This is a genomic window from Mycolicibacter algericus DSM 45454 (assembly GCF_002086455.1).
Taxonomy (GTDB): domain Bacteria; phylum Actinomycetota; class Actinomycetes; order Mycobacteriales; family Mycobacteriaceae; genus Mycobacterium; species Mycobacterium algericum.
The window spans coordinates 101245-118088 of the sequence record NZ_MVHC01000007.1; the positions used below are offsets into that span (position 1 = coordinate 101245).

A 16844-nucleotide genomic window follows, 5' to 3' on the forward strand; every position below is an offset into this window, starting at 1 on the left:
CCCGGCGGGAGCCGGTGTGTCAGAACGGTCGGCGATACGGTCTACTTGGCGTGGCGGTCAAGGCCTTTAGCGTCCAGGAGGAGACCACATGACCGAGTTGTCCACCGAGAGTGAGCTGTTCGTCGCGACCGCGCGGGCGTTTCTCGACAAGACCGCGGCGATCAGCGCGCAACGCGAGCTGCACGCCCAGGGCCGCTCCTATGACCCGGCGTGGTGGAATCGGGCTGCTGAACTCGGCTGGGCCGGCCTGCTGGTGCCTGAGGAGCTCGGCGGCGGCAGCGTCTCGGCAAGCGGTCTGCACGACCTGGCGGCGATCGCCGAAGCGAGCGGGCGCACGGTGGGCCCGGGGCCGCTGTACCCGGTGAGCACCGTGCTGGCCGGTCTGATCGACGCCGACAACGCCGACGCCCACGCCGAGAGCATCGCCGCGCTGGTAGCCGGGGAACAGGTGGGCACCTGGGCTGCGGATGAACCGGGTCGGGCCTTCCGCCCGCATGCGCCGAGCGCTACCGCCACGGCCACCACGAAGGCCGCCGGAACCGGTTACCGGCTCAACGGCGTCAAGGACCGGGTCGAGGCCGGCGCGCAGGCAGACCTGATTCTCGTCGGCGCCCGCACCGACGACGGCGCGCTGCAGCAGTTCCTGATCCGCTCCGACGCCCCGGGCGTCACGGTGCGCCCGCAGACCTGTATCGACCTGGTGAAGCAGTACGCCCGCATCGAGTTCGACGACGTCGAGGCCGAGGTGGTCGTCGGCACGGCCGCGCAAACCGCGGCCCTCATCGACCGGCAGACCCAGGTCGGCATCGCGCTGGCGTGCGCCGAATCCGTCGGGATCCTGGACGCCGTGCTGGCGCTGACCATCGAGTGGTGTCGCGACCGCTACAGTTTCGGCCGGCCGCTGGCGTCCTACCAGGCGCTCAAACACCGGCTTGCCGACATGACCATGTGGCTGCACGCGGCACGCGCCATCACCGCCGGCGCCGTCGACAAGATCGCCGCGCGCACCCCGGACGCCGGGATGTGGGCCAGCGCCGCCAAATCCTATCTGGGGGAGCACGCCGGCCTGCTGGTCCAGGAGTGCATCCAGCTGCACGGCGGTATCGGCGTCACCTGGGAGCACGACCTGCACGTCTATCTGCGGAGGATCACGTTGTACCGCAATCTGCTCGGCACCCCGGGCGAGCATCACCAGGCGATCTTCACCGCCGCGAACTCGACGGAGCCCGCCGCATGAGCCAGACCGCCGCAACCGAGCTCAGCGTGGCGGAGTTCGCCGCCCGGGCGCGTGCCTGGCTGGCCGACAACATGCCGCGGCTGGACCCCCAGCAGCCGCCGCGCAACGGTCGTGACGACGAGGGCGCCTGGCAGCGTGCCCGCGAACTCCAGCGACGCCTCTACGAGGGTGGCTTCGCCGGGATCTGTTTCCCGCGCGAATACGGCGGCCTCGGACTGGACATCGGCTACCAGAAGGCCTTCGACGTGGAATCCGACGGCTACGAGATGCCGTTGATCCTCAACGTCCCGACCTTCACCATCTGCTGCGCGACGCTGCTCGACACCGGCAGCGAGGAGCAGAAGCGCGAGCACATCGGCGCCGCGCTACGCGGTGACGAGGTGCTCGTCCAACTGCTCTCGGAGCCCAGTGGCGGGTCGGATCTGGCGGGGCTGATCACCCGCGCCGACCGCGACGGCGACGGCTGGGTGATCAGCGGGGCCAAGACCTGGAGCACCAGTGCCTTTGCCGCCGATTACGGGCTGCTGCTGGCCCGCACCGACGTGACGGTGCCCAAGCACGACGGCCTGACCATGTTCCTGATGCCGATCGACGCGCCCGGCGTCACACTGCGGCGCATCGAACAGGTCGACGGATCCAACGAGTTCTGCGAGGAGTTCTTCGACGGACTGCGCCTCGGCGACGACGCGGTGGTCGGTGAGGTCAACAAGGGCTGGGACGTCGCCTCCCGACTGTTGTTCCATGAGCGGCGCGCGGTCGGGCAGGGCTCGGAGTTCGCCAGCGGCCGCGGCGCCGAACGCACCGAGATGGCCGCCGGTGACTTCCTCACCCTTGCCGCCGAAGCCGGGACCGCCGACGACCCGTTGACCCAGGACAAGATCGGCCGGGTGCTTGCCCGCCGGATGGTCCGCGACTGTCTCGTCGACCATGTCGGGCGTGCCATGCGCACCGGGGCGCTGCCGCCCGCCGCGGGCTCGCTCATCCGGCTGTTCCATTCCGACGTCACCTTCCTGGAGGTCGACACCGCCACCGAGGTCGCCGGCCCGCTCGGCGTCGTCGACGACGCGCAGTTGCTCAAGGTCGGAAAGCGGTACCTGTCCCGCCAGACGGTGGCGCTCGGCGGCGGCAGCAACGAGATGGCCCGCAATGTCATCGCCGAGCGGGTCCTCGGCCTGCCCCGTGAATACGCCGCCGACCGCGGCGTCCCGTTCAACCAGGTCCGACACAACAGGGCCTGACCGCGGCACGCGCGAGCACGGTAGCCTTACCGCGATGACGGATCCCGCAGCACATTCGAGCGCCCAGGGCGTCACCTACGCTTCGGCCGGTGTGGACATCGAGGCCGGTGACCGGGCCGTCGAACTGTTCAAGCCGCTGGCCGCCAGGGCGACCCGGCCGGAGGTGCGGGGCGGGCTCGGCGGGTTCGCCGGGCTGTTCGCCCTGCGCAACGATTACCGCGAGCCGCTGCTGGCGTCCTCCACCGACGGGGTGGGGACCAAGCTGGCGATCGCCCAGGCGATGGACAAGCACGACACCGTCGGCATCGACCTGGTCGCGATGGTGGTCGACGACCTGGTGGTGTGCGGTGCCGAGCCACTGTTCCTGCAGGACTACATCGCTGTCGGCCGCACGGTGCCCGAACGCGTCAGCGCGATCGTGTCCGGTATCGCCGAAGGCTGCGTGCAGGCCGGCTGTGCGCTGCTGGGCGGCGAGACCGCCGAACACCCCGGACTGATGGAACCGGATCACTACGACATCTCCGCGACCGGCGTGGGTGTGGTGGAGGCCGACGACGTGCTGGGACCGGACCGGGTTCGCCCCGGCGACGTGCTGATCGCGATGGGCTCCTCGGGACTGCACTCCAACGGCTATTCGCTGGCCCGCGCGGTGCTGCTCGACATCGACCGGATGAACTTGGCCGGCCATGTCGAGGAGTTCGGCCGCACCTTGGGCGAGGAACTGCTGGAACCGACCCGCATCTACGCCAAAGACTGCCTGGCGCTGGCCGCCGAGACGCAGGTGCGGACCTTCTGTCACGTCACCGGTGGCGGGCTGGCCGGCAACCTGGCCCGCGTCATCCCGGACGGCTTGATCGCCGAGGTGGATCGGGGCACCTGGACGCCCGCGCCGGTGTTCGGCATGATCGCGCAGCGCGGCCGGGTGAGCAGGGCCGAGATGGAGAAGACGTTCAACCTGGGCGTCGGCATGGTCGCGATAGTCGCACCGGAAGACACCGACCGGGCGCTTGCGATCCTGACCGCTCGCCATGTCGACTGCTGGCCGCTCGGCACAGTGGCCAAGGCCGGCAAGAGCGCCAGGGCCGGTGCCGGCGCCAAGCTCGTCGGGCAGCACCCGAGATTCTGACGACGGGCGCTACGCCGCAGTGCTCAGCGACGCCAGTCGTCGTCGCCGCTCCACGAGTCGTCGCCGTCGTGGTTGGATTTGTCAGACCCAGCCAGCTCACGTTGTAGCTGGGTGAAATCGGTGGTCGGTGAGCTGTATTTGAGCTCACGAGCAACCTTGGTCTGCTTCGCCTTAGCCCGGCCGCGGCCCATGGGGGGACCCCCTCGCGCAATAACGGAGCGGCCCCAACAAGCAGGCGGCTCCGATCTGAGTGTGTGTATTGTCCTGCCGACAGCTTACCGTGCCGCGCGCGCGACTGCCGACCAGGCCTGTGAGGTGTGACGCCCGTCAACTCCGGGATCAGGCCCGGCCGCGCAGTCGGTCGACGGCGACCCGTCCCGCGCCCGGCGCATCGGGCGGCGGCATCGATTCGGCATCGATCACCGCGCTGACCTGCCCGTCCGGCCCGGTCGACAGGGGTGTCTCGGCCGACAGCCCGCGCTTGAGCAGTGCCAGTGCGATCGGGCCCAGCTCGAAGTGGTCCACCACGGTGCCCAGCCGGCCCACCGGGCGCCCACCGGAAGAGATCGGGTCGCCGGTCGACGGCCGGTCCACCGATCCGTCCAGATGCAGCAGCACCAGCATCCGAGGCGGCTTGCCCAGGTTGTGTACCCGCGCCACAGTCTCCTGCCCGCTGTAGCAACCTTTGTCCAGGTGCACCGCGCCGACGCCGGGACCGCCGATCCAGTTCAGCTCGTGCGGGATGCTGCGCTCGTCGGTGTCCAGTCCCAGCCGCGGCCGCCGCGCCGCCACCCGCTCGGCCTCGTAGGCCCAGATACCGGCCGGCTTCACCCCGGCACGTGCCAGCCGGCGCTGCCAGTCGCCCTTCTCGGCGCGCGGCACCACCAGCTCCAGCGCGTGCTCGCCGGGGCCACGCCGCACGAAGCCGTCGGCGTCTCCGATCGCCACCGCCGCCTCGCCGGGCGGCGCGGCAACGCCCAGTGCGTCGAGCACCGCGGGGTCGGCGAGGCGGGGGCCCAGCAGTGACAGCACCGCGAGATCTGCCGGTTGGATCGTCACGTCGGCCCAGAACACCATCTTGCGAAGGTGTTCGGTCAGCGGATCGCCCAGCCACGGCTCGGTGTCGAGGTAGGTGCGCCCGCCCAGTTCGGTCTGCACCCAGTGATTGGTGATGCGGCCCTTGCCGTCCAGGGTCAGGTTCTCGGTGGTGGCGCCGTCAGCCAGCTCGGCGACGTGCTGGGTGCACAGCGTGTGCAGCCACGTCTGGCGCTCCGAGCCGCTCACGGTGAGCGCCGCGCGATGCGAACGATCCACCAGGACGGCTTCGGTTTGGGCGCACCGCTGTTCGCCGAACGGATCGCCGTAGTGCCAGATCGCACCGGCGTCGGGCCCGGAATCTGGGGCGGGGACGGCAGGCACATGTCAACTCTACGGAGCCGCTACGCTCAGGGTCTATGCCCGGTCGATGCCCGCCGATGACGTCGTGACCATCGTCACCGTGGGCGGCGGCCCGGTGGCCGCGGACCGCCCGTTGTTGCACGCGGACGACCTGGCGGTGTTGCGCGGCGACGGGGTCTTCGAAACGCTGCTGGTGCGCGATGGTTCGGTCTGTCTGCTCGAGGCCCACCTACAGCGGTTGGCCCGTTCGGCGGAGCTGATGGATCTGCCCGCGCCGGATCTGGCCGCGTGGCGAGACGCCATCGACACGGCGGTGCGGCAGTGGACGACGGCCGGCGAGGGGGCACTGCGGCTGATCTACAGTCGCGGCCGGGAAAGTGGCTCCCAAAATGACCCGCAGCCAACCGCATACGTGATGATCACCCCGCTGCCGGCTCGCATCATCGCGGCACGGCAAGCGGGCGTGACGGCGCTGACCCTGGACCGCGGTGTGCCGGCGCAAGGAGAGCCGATGCCGTGGCTGCTGGCCGGCGCCAAGACCCTGTCGTACGCGGTCAACATGGCCGCGCTGCGCCACGCCGCCAGGCAGGGCGCCGACGACGTGATCTTTGTCAGCTCCGACGGCTTCGTTCTGGAAGGCCCGCGCTCCACCGTCATCTTGGTGGAACCAGGACGGTTGATCACCCCGCCCTCGTCGCAGCCGATTCTGCGCGGCACTACCGCCGAGGCGCTGTTCGAGGTGGCGCGTGGCGCCGGGTACCGCTGCGAGTACATGCCGCTGCGCGCCGCGGACCTTGTTGCCGCGCAAGATATCTGGCTGGTCTCGAGCATCACCCTGGCTGCGCGGGTGAACACCCTGGACGGCCGGGTGCTCAACCCGCGAATGCCCGGCGAAGAGATCAGCGGGCTGGTGGACCAGGCCATCGGCCGTTGACGCCGCGGCCGATCAGCCGACGAAGCGGGCCAACCGCGCCGAAAGGTGCGGCACCAGTTCGCCGTCGGCGTCCACCCGCTCCTCCACGTAGGCCAGGTCACCGTCGGCGACGATCCCGTAAAGCCGCTTGGCCCCACCGATCAGCGCACCCGATTTGCTGCGCGCCAGCGCGTCGGTGACCAACTCCCAAGACGCCGGGCCGTGCGGGCGCCCGTAGAACAACTCCACGTAGCCGCTCGAGTGCGCCAGCAGCAACTCGATCGCCTGCGACTCCTCCGGATCGCCGGGATCACTGTTGAAACGCCAGAAGCCGGTTTCCCGCAGGGCCGGCCCGGTGAGCTCGGCGGCATCATCGAGCGGCCAGGACCGCGCCTCCCAGTTCAGGTAGTCACCGCCGTCGTGGGAGACCACGATCTGCTGGCCGAACCGGTAGTCGCCGTGCGCATGGTGGCCCACGCCTTCGCCCCGCCACACCCCGACCAACGGCAGCAGTGCCAACAGGGCGTCGTGCAGATCGGCGCCTTCACGAAGGTTGGCCGTGTCGCTGACCGGAAGGTCCTCGAAGACCGGGATATTGCGGGCCGCGGTCCGGGCGCCCCGTTCGGCAGCCGCGGCTATCGCACGGTCACCGGAACCCGGGATGACCGGACGGTCGCCGCCGCCCTGCGCGTCACCGTCTGGGGCGCTCACATCTCGTCGGTGATCAGCCGATACAGCGTGTACAGCGCGAACCAGGTGATCAGGCCCGTAGCCGCCACCAGCATCAACTCGAAGAACAGCACCACGGGGGCAGTCTATCGCGAGTCGTCAGGCGACCTTGATGTCGACCTCGTGCAGACCGGCGCCCGACGGTGACACCACGGCGTCACCGTTGCCCGCCGAGGACAGTGCCCGCACCGTCCACAGGCCCGGTGCGGCGAAGAACCGGAAGTCACCGGTCGCCGATGCGACCACCTCCGCGGTGAATTCGTCGGAGGAGTCCAGCAGTCGCACGAAAGCGCCCCCGACGGTCGCACCGGAGCTGTCCACCACGCGGCCCGTGATCACCGTCTCCTTCGCCAGGTCGACGTTGGCCGGCAAGACGAGTCCTTGTTTCGGTCCAGAGCACATATCAGCTTCCCAATTCGATCGAGGCGCCCACCAGGGAGCCGTATTCCATCCAACTGCCGTCGTAGTTCTTGACATTCCGGTGTCCGAGGAGTTCGTGCAGCACGAACCAGGTGTGTGAGGAGCGCTCACCGATCCGGCAGTACGCGATGGTCTCCTTCTCGCCGTCCAAGCCGGCGGCGGCGTACAGCTTGGCCAGCTCCTCGTCGGACTTGAAGGTGCCGTCTTCATTGGCGGTGCGGCTCCAAGGCACGTTGATCGCGCTGGGGATGTGGCCGCGCTGCTGGCTCTGCTCCTGGGGTAGGTGCGCGGGCGCCAGGATCTTGCCGGAGAACTCCTCCGGGGAGCGCACGTCGATGAGGTTCTTGGTGTTGATCGCGGCGATCACCTCGTCGCGCCGCGCCCGCAGCGACTCATCGAGCGGCTTGGCCGTGTAGGACGTGGCCGGACGGGTGACCTGCTCACCGGAGAGCGGGCGCCCCTCGAGCTCCCACTTTTTACGGCCACCGTCGAGCAGTTTGACCGATTCGTGACCGTAGAGCTTGAAGTACCAGTAGGCGAACGCGGCGAACCAGTTGTTGTTGCCGCCGTAGAGGACCACCGTGTCGTCGTTGCCGACACCGCGTTCGGAGAGCAGTTTGGAGAATCCGGCGGCGTCGACCACGTCGCGACGGACCGGGTCCTGCAGGTCCGTTCGCCAGTCCAGTCGGATCGCGCCGGGGATGTGGTTGGTGTTGTAGACACTGGTGTCTTCATCGACTTCGACGAAGACGGTGCCCGGCGCGTCGAGATTGCTCTCGGCCCAGTCGGTGGAGACCAGGACGTCAGAGCGAGCCATGGCGGGCATCCTTTCGGTGATTCGAGGCAGCCGCTGCGGTCATGCCGCCGTCGGGCGCAGGCGGACGACGAGCGGGTAAAGCTGACAGGCCAGGCAGATGCCGAAGGCCGCGTTGAGGAAGGCCGCCGCCAGCGCAACGGTCGTCGCGATGATTCCCACCACCGGGGCGGCGGCGAAACCGGCGAGTCCGATCAGGGCGAAAACCAGGCCGACGAGCTGGGCGAATTTCAGCGGAGCCACCGGCTCGCGCGCGCTGGCCGGACTCAGCCGCGGCGCCAGCAGTCGGGCGAACAGCACACCGTAGGGGTGGCGCCGGGGGCCCGACACCGCGCCGATCGCGAACGCCACCGCCTGGCCGGCAAGCAAGACGGTCGCACCGGCCGGGCTGACCTCGAAGGTGAGCAGAACGGCCGCCAGCACCGCGGTGGTGACCCAGGCGCTGAACCGGGGACCCCGGACGTCTACCTGCCCGGTGTCGGAGGAGGTGTCCGGCATGGTGTTGCTCCCTGGCTGTCGTGGCGAATGGCTGGGTGGAGACATGCCACGGATTCACCGGGCGGCTCCCAGAGCGACGCGAGAACGCGGCTACTCAGCGGCAACGACAACAGCAGCAGCCCGCGGTGCGGCACAGATCGACTGCGCGACGCTTGGTGAGCACAAGCTCAAGGCGGGCGAACACGACGAACAGCCTACCCAATGCCGGGGCGTTCAAGCCAATAACGGCTCCAGCGCCGACCGCAGCGCAGCGGCCGTCGGCACACCGGCGGCCCGGTAGCGCTGCCGGCCGGCGGCGTCGAAGATCAGCGTGGTGGGCAACGACAGCACCGAGAACCGCCGCGCCGCAGCGGGGTTGGTGTCGATGTCGACTTCGCGATGCGCTATCTCTCCCGGGCCGCCCAGGTCGTCGCAGACCGTCTCGACCACCCGCCGCACCCCGGCGCAGGGTCCGCACCAGGGCGCGGAGAAATGCACCACGGTCGGGCGGCCGGGCTGCAACCCGAGAAACGCAGCACCGCCGTCGTCTGCGCCGATCTCCGGGGCGGTGGCCGCCACCGCCTTGAGCGCCCCGGCCCGCCGGCTCATCCACCACCCGATGACGCCCGCCAGGAGCAGGCCGGTGAGCATCGCGACCACGCTCACCGCGGGCGGAACTCCGGCAGGGTGACGGTCATGTCCTCGGCGATGCCCTCGATGATCACATCGGAGCCGCGGGCACCCTGGCTGGTCGGCACCAACCCGAACGGCAGCCGCTGCTGCGGCACGCTGCCGTGGAACGCCGCCAGCACCGCGGCCCGCTGCTCCTCGGGAACGTGCTGGTCGGCGGTATCCGGACCCGTGAGCACCCCGGTCGGGGTGATCACCAGTGTGCTGTGGTCAGCACCGCCGACCGAGAGGTCCACCGCCACGCTCACCCGCTTGCCGTAGCCGGCCGGCGTGCCGGTGAACACCAGGCCGTGATTGCTCGAGATCCCCGACTCGGTGGTGCCGCCGGTGGCGTCGTTGGTCTCGTTCGGCGGTGCCTCCACCATCAGGTCGCGGATGCCCAGATAGCGACCCAGGTACACCGAGCCGATGATGATCCGGCTCTCCAGTTTGGCGACCGAGATCTTGGCGCCCGGCCGGAATCGCCAGGACGCCTCGCTCAGGTCGACCGAATGCATGGTGGCCTCCAGCATCGCCTTGCCGACCATCGGCTGCTCGACGGCAGGGGCTTTGATCTCCACTTCGTCGTAGTGATCCCGCCGTGCCTGCGGGATGAACGGGAACCCCAGGATCGCGACGAAGGGGTCGGATCCGAGGTCGGTGGCCCGGCGCACCGCCCGGGACAATTGGTATTCGGCGTAGACGCTGGTCCCGAAATCGACCCCGCCAGCTGCGACCGCCACCGCCGCGATCACGGCCGATATCCCGATAAGCACCCTGCGCACCCGGTCATTCTGGCAGGTCGCACGCTATCGTTAGATCACCTGGGACGCTGGAGGGCCACGTTGGAGCTACTGCTGTTGACCGCTGACCTGCACCCGGAAGTGGTGCTGCCGTCGCTGTCGCTGCTGGCACACACCGTGCGCACAGCGCCGCCGGAGGTCTCCGCGCTGCTAGAGGCCGGTTCGGCGGAGGTGGTGATCGTCGATGCCCGGACCGACCTGGCGGGGGCCCGCGGGCTGTGCCGGCTGCTGAGCACCACCGCCGGCTCGGTGCCGGTGATAGCGGTCGTGACCGAAGGCGGGCTGGTGGCCGTCAACGCCGAATGGGGTATCGACGAGATCCTGCTGCCAGGCACCGGACCCGCCGAGGTCGACGCCCGGCTGCGGTTGTTGACCGGTCGGCGTGCCGCCCCGGCCGCCGATCAAGCCTCCGGTCAGACCAAGCTGGGCGAGCTCGTGATCGACGAGGCCACCTACACCGCGCGGCTGCGCGGCCGGCCGCTGGACTTGACCTACAAGGAATTCGAGCTGCTCAAATATCTCACCCAGCACGTCGGCCGGGTGTTCACCCGGGCGCAGCTGCTGCAGGAGGTGTGGGGCTACGACTTCTTCGGGGGCACCCGCACCGTCGACGTACACGTCCGGCGACTGCGGGCCAAGCTCGGTCCCGAATACGAGTCGCTCATCGGCACGGTGCGCAATGTCGGTTACAAGGCGGTCCGGCCGGTTCGGGGCAAACCGGCGGGCGCATCGGGCAACGAAGACGAGGCGGGCGAGGATCTCGCGGCCGACGACGATGCGGACTCCGCCGGTGACGGTGCACCCGAGTCGCTGGCCAGTCAGTGAGCACCCCGGGGTGGCGCGCTGCGCTCGACGAGGACGAGCAGCGGCAGGTTCGGGAATTGATCGCCGCCGCAGCGCACCATGACGGCGTCGAGCCGGTCGGGGAGCAGGTACTGCGCGAGCTCCCCGGTACCCGCAGCGGGCACCTGGTCGCCGCGGCCGCGGACGGGTTGCTGGGCTACCTGAACCTGAGTGCGCCGCCGGACGACACCGCTCCGATGGCCGAGTTGGTGGTGGCGCCGCACGCCCGGCGGCGCGGTATCGGCTCCGCCATGGTTCGCGCCGCGCTGGCGAAGAGCCGAGGGCGAACCCGGTTCTGGGCGCACGGCACGCTGCCGGCAGCTCGGGCCACCGCCGCGGCGCTGCAACTGGTCACGGTGCGCGAGCTGCTGCAGATGCGACGGTCGTTACGTGGGATCTCCGAGCCGTCGATTCCGGCCGGGGTGGTGATCCGCAGCTATGCGGGCGCGGCGGACGACGCCGAGTTGCTGCGCGTCAACAACGCCGCCTTCGCCTGGCACCCCGAACAGGGCGGCTGGACGGCGGCGGACCTGGCCGAGCGGCGGGCCGAGGGCTGGTTCGATCCGCACGGGCTGTTTCTGGCCTTCGACGAGACCGACGACCAGACGCTGCTGGGATTCCACTGGACCAAGATCCACCCCGGCACCGCCGGCGCGGAACCCGCCGGGGAGGTCTACGTCGTCGGGGTCGATCCGGCCGCCCAGGGCCGCGGCCTGGGCGGGGTGCTCACCGAGGTGGGCCTGGCTCACCTGGCCCGGGAGCTCGCCGACCTCGACGCGCCGACCGTGCTGCTCTACGTCGAGGCGGACAACACCGCGGCGTTGCGGACCTACCGGCAGCTGAACTTCGCCGTGCACAGCGTCGACACCGCCTACGCCGGGGTGGAGGGAGGTTGACCGGTCGGCTATCTATTCACCGCCCGTTCACCTGCCATGCGGTTCCCATCCATAAGTGGCGCATACGTTCCGGGGGGATTTGAACCTGAGCGAGGAAGTGAGGAGCGATGAAACCCACAACGGCGGGTGTTGCCCTGTTGGCGGCGACCCTGGGGCTGGCACTGAGCGGCTGCGGCAGTGACGACAACTCCGGTGGTGCGGCCGGCGCCGGCGCGTCGGGATCCGCCGAGTGTGCCGGCAAGAGCACGCTGACCGCCGAGGGTTCGACGGCCCAACAGAACGCGATCGCGGTGTTCAATCAGGTGTGGGGCAAGGAGTGCGCGGGCAAGAACCTGTCGTACAACCCGACGGGGTCCGGTGCCGGCCGGGAGCAGTTCATCGCCGGGCACGTCGATTTCGCCGGGTCCGATTCGCCGCTGAGCGAGGCGCAGGTCGAACAGGCCGCCGCCCGCTGCGACGGAAATCCCGCGTGGCATCTGCCGCTGGTGTTCGGTCCGATCAGCATGGCGTATCACCTCGACGGGGTGGAGCACCTGGTGCTCAACGCGGACGTGCTGGCCCGCATCTTCAGCGGATCGATCACCAGCTGGGACGACCCCGCGCTGGTCGCCCTGAACCCGGGCGTGGAACTGCCCGCGATCGCCATCACGCCGATCTACCGGTCGGACTCCTCGGGGACCACCGACAACTTCCAGAAGTACCTCAGCGCCGCCGCGCCGCAGGCCTGGACCAGGGGCGACGGCAGCGAGTTCCAGGGCGGCGTCGGTGAGGGCGCGCAGAAATCGGCCGGCGTGGTGCAGGCCGTGCAGAGCACGCCCGGCGCCATCGGTTACGTCGAGAAGGGCTTCGCCGACCAGGCGAACCTGCACTCGGCGATGATCGACTCGGGTGCCGGCGTGGTCGCCGCCACCGACGAGTCGGCCGGCGCGGCGATCCAGTCCGCCGCGTTCGTGACCGAGGACAGCAATGACATGCGACTGGACCTGCGGTCGCTCTACGGGACCAAGCAGGCCGCTGCCTACCCACTAGTCTTGGTGACCTATGAGATCGTCTGCTCCAAGGGCTACGACGCGGATACGGCGGCGGGCGTGAAGTCCTTTCTGAAGGCGGCGTCGACCACCGGTCAGGAAGGCCTGGCGGACGTGGGCTATGTCCGGTTGCCCGACCAGCTCAAGCGGCGACTGAGTAGCGCTATCGACGCGATTCAGTAGCGGCACCGCGCAACCGAAGGGGTGTCTAGTATCGCCGAGTCGTCGAGTTTCAGCGTGACGGAGTCACCGGTGGCGAACAAGTCGCCGCTGACTCCGCCGACGAGGCGCTCCGCCACGGGTTCCCTGACCGACCGGCTGTTCCGGCGGGTGGCCGAGGGTTCCGGCGTGTTGATCATCGTCTTGATCACCGCCGTCGGCGGCTTCCTGCTGCTGCGTGCCGTCCCGGCGTTGCAGCGCAACAAGGAGAACTTCTTCACCTACGGCGGCAACTGGGTCACCACCGACACCTCCGCCATGCATTTCGGCGTCGCCGAGCTACTGCAGGTGACGGTGTTCGTCTCGGTGTTCGCCCTGCTGCTGGCCATGCCGGTGGCGCTCGGTGTCGCGATCTACCTCACCGAGTACGCTCCCCGGCGGCTCGTCGGACCGCTCGCCTACATGGTCGAGTTGTTGGCGGCCGTGCCGTCGATCATCTACGGCGCGTGGGGGCTGTACGTGCTGGCGCCGCAGCTGCGGAGCACGGCGCAGTGGCTCAACGACAATCTCGGCGGGTTCTTCCTGTTCGCCACCGGCAACGCCTCCGTCGCCGGCGGCGGCACGGTCTTCACCGGCGGGATCGTGCTGGCGGTGATGATCCTGCCGATCATCACCGCGGTCACCCGGGAGGTGCTGGCTCAGACCCCCCGGGGCCAGGTCGAGGCCGCCCTGGCGCTGGGTGCGACTCGCTGGGAAGTGGTCAAGGTGGTGATGTTGCCGTTCGGGCGGTCCGGCTACATCAGCGCCGCGATGCTGGGGCTGGGCCGTGCGCTCGGCGAGACGGTTGCGTTGTTGATCATTCTGCGGGCCACCCAGACGACGTTCAACTGGTCGCTGTTCGACGGCGGCTACACCTTCGCCACCAAGATCGCCGCCACCGCATCGGAGTTCAACGACCAGTACAAGGCCGGCGCCTACATCGCGGCCGGACTGGTGCTGTTCGTGCTGACCCTGGTGGTCAACGCGTTGGCACGTGCAGCCATCACGAAGAAGGTGCACTGATGACCGCCCTGCTGGACCGGCCCGTCAAGGAGCGCACCTTCGCGACGGTGAGCCTGCGTCGCCGGGTGGCCAACGCCATCGCGACGGTGTTGGTCACCGTCGCGATGGGGGTAGCGCTGGTGCCGCTGATCTGGGTGATGTACTCGGTGTTCGAACGCGGGTTCGGCGCGGTCAGTTCCAGTGTCTGGTGGACGAATTCGCAGGCCGGGATGACGGCTTTCGCAGCCGGGGGCGGCGCCTACCACGCGATCGTGGGAACCCTGTTGCAGGGACTGGTGTGCGCGGCGCTGTCGATCCCACTGGGCATCTTCGTGGCGATCTATCTCGTCGAATACGGTGCCGACACCCGGCTCGGCAAGCTTGCGACATTCATGGTCGACATCTTGACCGGGGTCCCGTCGATCGTGGCGGCGCTGTTCATTTACGCGCTGTGGGTGGCGACGCTGGGCTTTCACCGCTCCGGTTTCGCGGTGTCGTTGTCGTTGGTGCTGCTGATGGTGCCGGTGATCGTCCGGGCCACCGAAGAGATGCTCCGGATCATTCCGATGGATCTGCGAGAGGCCAGTTACGCACTGGGCGCGCCGAAGTGGAAGACCATCGTCAGCATCGTGATCCCGACCGCGCTGTCGGGCATCATCACCGGGATCCTGCTGGCGCTGGCCCGGGTGATGGGCGAGACGGCGCCGCTGCTGATCCTGGTCGGTTATTCGCAGGCGATCAACTTCGACATGTTCCAGGGCTTCATGGGGTCGTTGCCGGGCATGATGTACGACCAGACGTCGGCGGGCGCGGGCACCAGCGCGGTTCCCACCGATCGGCTCTGGGGTGCCGCGCTGACGCTGATCGTCCTGATAGCGATACTGAACATCGCGGCCAGGTTCGGAGCGCGGGTGTTCGCGCCCAAGAAGTTCTAGTCTGACGGCAATCCAGCGCGAAGCGGTGGGAGAAGAATAATTAGGAGTGCTGCACGGTGGCTAAAAGGTTGGACCTGACCGATCTCAACATCTATTACGGGGCCTTCCATGCCGTTGCCGACGTGACGCTGTCGGTCGCCCCGCGCAGCGTGACCGCGTTCATCGGACCGTCCGGATGCGGCAAGTCGACGGTGTTGCGCACCTTGAACCGGATGCACGAGGTCATCTCCGGCGCCCGGGTGGACGGGTCGGTGCTGCTCGACGGTGAGGACATCTACGGCCCGTCGATCGATCCCGTCGGGGTGCGGAAGGCCATCGGCATGGTCTTCCAGCGTCCGAACCCGTTTCCTACCATGTCGATCCGCGACAACGTGGTCGCCGGGCTGAAGTTGCAGGGTGTTCGCAACCGCAAGCTACTCGACGAGACCGCGGAGCATTCGCTGCGCGGCGCCAACCTGTGGAACGAGGTGAAGGACCGGCTGGACAGGCCCGGCGGCGGGCTGTCGGGCGGGCAGCAGCAGCGATTGTGTATCGCCCGGGCCATCGCGGTGCAGCCCGACGTGCTGTTGATGGACGAGCCCTGTTCGGCGCTGGACCCGATTTCGACGATGGCCATCGAGGAGTTGATCGCTCAACTCAAGCAGGACTACACCATCGTCATCGTCACCCACAACATGCAGCAAGCTGCCCGGGTCAGTGACCAGACCGCGTTTTTCAACCTCGAGGCCGTTGGCAAACCGGGCCGGCTGATCGAGATCGACGGCACCGAGAAGGTCTTCTCCAACCCCAGCTGCAAGGAGACCGAGGACTATATCTCGGGCCGGTTCGGCTGACCCCGCACCCCGAACGGCTGACAGCGCAGGCGAACGGTTGCGCATGTAGCCGGTATTTCCGACACCGAGATCGACTACGGTGTAGTGATCAGCGCCGGCGGGAGGAATGTGTGTGAAGTCCAATCGATTCCGCATCGCGTTGAGCCTGATGGTGACGACTCTGCTGCTGGTCGCGGGCTGTGGCGGCTCGACGAAGTCGGACTCCGCCTCGAATATATCGGTGCAGTGCGGTGGAAAGAAGAAGCTGCTCGCCAGCGGGTCGACCGCCCAGGCCCATGCCATCGAGCAGTTCGTCTATGCCTACATCCGGGCCTGTCCGGACTACACGTTGGACTATCGGGCCAACGGCTCCGGCACGGGAGTCGCACAGTTCGCCAGTGGCCACACCGAGCTGGCCGGGTCCGACTCCCCGCTGGACCCGTCGACGGGCGAGCCGCAACGGGTAGCGGCCCGCTGTGGGTCGCCGGCGTGGCATCTGCCCACAGTGTTCGGTCCGATCGCGGTCACCTACAACGTCAGTGGTGTCGGTGATCTCGCCGTGGACGGGCCGACGCTGGCGAAGATCTTCAACGGCACCATCACCAGTTGGGACGATCCCGCGCTGCGGGCTCTCAACGAGGACGTGCAGTTACCGGCCGAGCCGATCCATGTGTTGTTCCGCGGTGACTCGTCCGGGACCACCGACAATTTCCAGAAGTATCTCGACGCTGCCTCCGACGGCGCTTGGGGCAGGGGCGCCGGTAAAACTTTTAACGGTGGTGTCGGCGTCGGGGCGACCGGCAACGACGGGACTTCCGCGCTACTGCGCAGCACCGAGGGATCGATTACCTATAACGAATGGTCTTTTGCGGTGGGGCGGCAGTTGAAAATGGCCCGGATCATCACTTCGGCGGGCCCGGAACCGGTGACGATCTCGACCGAGTCGGTGGAGAAAACCATTGCCGGTGCCAAGTTCATCGGCGAGGGCAACGATTTGGTGGTCGACACGTCATCGTTCTACAAGCCGACTGACGCCGGGGCCTACCCGATCGTGCTGGTGACCTACGAGATCGTGTGCTCGAAGTACCCCAACGCCTCGAACGGGCAGGCGGTGAAGGCGTTCATGAGCGCGGCGATCGGCGCCGGCCAGGAGGATTTGGATCAGTACGGCTACATACCGCTGCCGGATTCGTTCCGGGCGAAATTGCGGACGGCAATCGACGCGATCCAATAGCCGACCGGTCTCCGGTTGCGTTGGCGGCCCCGCAGGGGGTGTTGCCGATACGAATTCGTGGTTCTTCTGAAT

20 protein-coding genes are annotated in these 16844 nt (G+C 68.5%); 11 read left to right on the forward strand and 9 right to left on the reverse strand.

Annotated features, from left to right (window positions below; genetic code table 11):
• Positions 1 to 88 precede the first annotated feature (88 nt).
• Genes BST10_RS09475 through purM form a run of 3 tightly spaced genes read left to right on the forward strand, consistent with a single transcriptional unit; the run spans position 89 to position 3601 of the window.
• Positions 89 to 1237: an acyl-CoA dehydrogenase family protein gene (locus tag BST10_RS09475; RefSeq protein ID WP_083037564.1), complete on the forward strand. Its 1149-nt coding sequence runs from the start codon at positions 89 to 91 to the stop codon at positions 1235 to 1237.
• Positions 1234 to 2475 (forward strand): acyl-CoA dehydrogenase family protein, encoded by a 1242-nt coding sequence (locus tag BST10_RS09480; RefSeq protein ID WP_083037565.1) that lies wholly within the window; start codon positions 1234 to 1236, stop codon positions 2473 to 2475. Before BST10_RS09475 ends, BST10_RS09480 begins: the two co-directional genes overlap by 4 nt.
• Before the next feature lie 34 nt (positions 2476 to 2509).
• Positions 2510 to 3601 carry a phosphoribosylformylglycinamidine cyclo-ligase gene (gene purM / locus BST10_RS09485; RefSeq protein WP_013830476.1) on the forward strand — a complete coding sequence of 364 codons (1092 nt, stop codon included), beginning with the start codon at positions 2510 to 2512 and terminating at the stop codon, positions 3599 to 3601.
• A gap of 23 nt (positions 3602 to 3624) precedes the next feature.
• Here the strand turns inward: purM and BST10_RS09490 are convergent, their stop codons facing one another.
• Positions 3625 to 3792 carry a DUF3073 domain-containing protein gene (locus BST10_RS09490; RefSeq protein WP_013830475.1) on the reverse strand — a complete coding sequence of 56 codons (168 nt, stop codon included), beginning with the start codon at positions 3790 to 3792 and terminating at the stop codon, positions 3625 to 3627.
• A 148-nt stretch (positions 3793 to 3940) separates the two neighbouring features.
• Entirely contained in the window at positions 3941 to 5020 is a 1080-nt protein-coding gene (gene ygfZ, locus BST10_RS09495; protein WP_083037566.1) for a CAF17-like 4Fe-4S cluster assembly/insertion protein YgfZ, read from the reverse strand.
• Positions 5021 to 5066: 46 nt separating this feature from the next.
• On the opposite strand from ygfZ, the gene BST10_RS09500 reads away from it, so the two are divergent.
• Positions 5067 to 5933 (forward strand): aminodeoxychorismate lyase, encoded by an 867-nt coding sequence (locus BST10_RS09500; RefSeq protein WP_041318769.1) that lies wholly within the window; start codon positions 5067 to 5069, stop codon positions 5931 to 5933.
• 12 nt (positions 5934 to 5945) lie between these two features.
• Here the strand turns inward: BST10_RS09500 and BST10_RS09505 are convergent, their stop codons facing one another.
• The 7 genes from BST10_RS09505 to lmeA form a co-directional block, all read right to left on the reverse strand.
• Positions 5946 to 6575: a heme-binding beta-barrel domain-containing protein gene (locus BST10_RS09505; protein ID WP_083037645.1), complete on the reverse strand. Its 630-nt coding sequence runs from the start codon at positions 6573 to 6575 to the stop codon at positions 5946 to 5948.
• A 165-nt stretch (positions 6576 to 6740) separates the two neighbouring features.
• On the reverse strand, positions 6741 to 7043 hold the full coding sequence (locus tag BST10_RS09510; RefSeq protein WP_041318762.1) for a DUF1416 domain-containing protein: 303 nt from the start codon (positions 7041 to 7043) through the stop codon (positions 6741 to 6743).
• A 1-nt stretch (position 7044) separates the two neighbouring features.
• The gene (locus tag BST10_RS09515) at positions 7045 to 7878 is read right to left on the reverse strand and encodes a sulfurtransferase (RefSeq protein WP_083037646.1); all 834 of its coding nucleotides are present in this window, start codon (positions 7876 to 7878) and stop codon (positions 7045 to 7047) included.
• A gap of 39 nt (positions 7879 to 7917) precedes the next feature.
• On the reverse strand, positions 7918 to 8373 hold the full coding sequence (locus BST10_RS09520; RefSeq protein ID WP_013830469.1) for a DUF4395 domain-containing protein: 456 nt from the start codon (positions 8371 to 8373) through the stop codon (positions 7918 to 7920).
• 94 nt (positions 8374 to 8467) lie between these two features.
• On the reverse strand, positions 8468 to 8557 hold the full coding sequence (locus tag BST10_RS24335; protein WP_369797625.1) for an Ms5788A family Cys-rich leader peptide: 90 nt from the start codon (positions 8555 to 8557) through the stop codon (positions 8468 to 8470).
• Between the two features lie 29 nt (positions 8558 to 8586).
• Positions 8587 to 9003 (reverse strand): thioredoxin family protein, encoded by a 417-nt coding sequence (locus tag BST10_RS09525; protein WP_083037647.1) that lies wholly within the window; start codon positions 9001 to 9003, stop codon positions 8587 to 8589.
• Between the two features lie 11 nt (positions 9004 to 9014).
• Positions 9015 to 9806 (reverse strand): mannan chain length control protein LmeA, encoded by a 792-nt coding sequence (gene lmeA / locus BST10_RS09530; protein ID WP_041318756.1) that lies wholly within the window; start codon positions 9804 to 9806, stop codon positions 9015 to 9017.
• Positions 9807 to 9866: 60 nt separating this feature from the next.
• Between lmeA and BST10_RS09535 the strand changes: the two genes are divergently transcribed.
• From BST10_RS09535 to pstS (BST10_RS09565), 7 genes are all read left to right on the forward strand, one after another.
• Positions 9867 to 10649, forward strand: a complete 783-nt coding sequence (locus tag BST10_RS09535) for a winged helix-turn-helix transcriptional regulator (RefSeq protein ID WP_083037567.1) — start codon at positions 9867 to 9869, stop codon at positions 10647 to 10649.
• Positions 10646 to 11563: a mycothiol synthase gene (gene mshD, locus BST10_RS09540; RefSeq protein ID WP_083037568.1), complete on the forward strand. Its 918-nt coding sequence runs from the start codon at positions 10646 to 10648 to the stop codon at positions 11561 to 11563. The genes BST10_RS09535 and mshD overlap by 4 nt, the downstream gene beginning before the upstream one ends.
• A 107-nt stretch (positions 11564 to 11670) precedes the next feature.
• Complete coding sequence (gene pstS / locus BST10_RS09545) at positions 11671 to 12774, forward strand: phosphate ABC transporter substrate-binding protein PstS (protein ID WP_083037569.1); 1104 nt, start codon at positions 11671 to 11673, stop codon at positions 12772 to 12774.
• A gap of 87 nt (positions 12775 to 12861) precedes the next feature.
• Positions 12862 to 13812, forward strand: a complete 951-nt coding sequence (gene pstC, locus BST10_RS09550) for a phosphate ABC transporter permease subunit PstC (RefSeq protein WP_275987029.1) — start codon at positions 12862 to 12864, stop codon at positions 13810 to 13812.
• Positions 13812 to 14726: a phosphate ABC transporter permease PstA gene (gene pstA / locus BST10_RS09555; RefSeq protein WP_013830461.1), complete on the forward strand. Its 915-nt coding sequence runs from the start codon at positions 13812 to 13814 to the stop codon at positions 14724 to 14726. Before pstC ends, pstA begins: the two co-directional genes overlap by 1 nt.
• Positions 14727 to 14782: 56 nt before the next feature.
• Positions 14783 to 15559, forward strand: coding sequence for a phosphate ABC transporter ATP-binding protein PstB (pstB, locus tag BST10_RS09560; RefSeq protein WP_041318753.1), 777 nt, complete (start codon positions 14783 to 14785; stop codon positions 15557 to 15559).
• A gap of 148 nt (positions 15560 to 15707) precedes the next feature.
• The gene (gene pstS / locus BST10_RS09565; protein WP_371869228.1) at positions 15708 to 16772 is read left to right on the forward strand and encodes a phosphate ABC transporter substrate-binding protein PstS; all 1065 of its coding nucleotides are present in this window, start codon (positions 15708 to 15710) and stop codon (positions 16770 to 16772) included.
• Positions 16773 to 16844: the final 72 nt, after the last annotated feature.

Coding starts and splice junctions, on each gene's coding strand:
- BST10_RS09475 (WP_083037564.1), top strand. CDS start 89: ATGACCGAGTTGTCCACCGAGAGTGAGCTGTTCGTCGCGACCGCGCGG.
- BST10_RS09480 (WP_083037565.1), top strand. CDS start 1,234: ATGAGCCAGACCGCCGCAACCGAGCTCAGCGTGGCGGAGTTCGCCGCC.
- purM (WP_013830476.1), top strand. CDS start 2,510: ATGACGGATCCCGCAGCACATTCGAGCGCCCAGGGCGTCACCTACGCT.
- BST10_RS09490 (WP_013830475.1), bottom strand. CDS start 3,792: ATGGGCCGCGGCCGGGCTAAGGCGAAGCAGACCAAGGTTGCTCGTGAG.
- BST10_RS09500 (WP_041318769.1), top strand. CDS start 5,067: ATGCCCGCCGATGACGTCGTGACCATCGTCACCGTGGGCGGCGGCCCG.
- BST10_RS09510 (WP_041318762.1), bottom strand. CDS start 7,043: ATGTGCTCTGGACCGAAACAAGGACTCGTCTTGCCGGCCAACGTCGAC.
- BST10_RS09515 (WP_083037646.1), bottom strand. CDS start 7,878: ATGGCTCGCTCTGACGTCCTGGTCTCCACCGACTGGGCCGAGAGCAAT.
- BST10_RS09520 (WP_013830469.1), bottom strand. CDS start 8,373: ATGCCGGACACCTCCTCCGACACCGGGCAGGTAGACGTCCGGGGTCCC.
- BST10_RS09525 (WP_083037647.1), bottom strand. CDS start 9,003: ATGCTCACCGGCCTGCTCCTGGCGGGCGTCATCGGGTGGTGGATGAGC.
- pstS (WP_083037569.1), top strand. CDS start 11,671: ATGAAACCCACAACGGCGGGTGTTGCCCTGTTGGCGGCGACCCTGGGG.
- pstA (WP_013830461.1), top strand. CDS start 13,812: ATGACCGCCCTGCTGGACCGGCCCGTCAAGGAGCGCACCTTCGCGACG.
- pstS (WP_371869228.1), top strand. CDS start 15,708: ATGGTGACGACTCTGCTGCTGGTCGCGGGCTGTGGCGGCTCGACGAAG.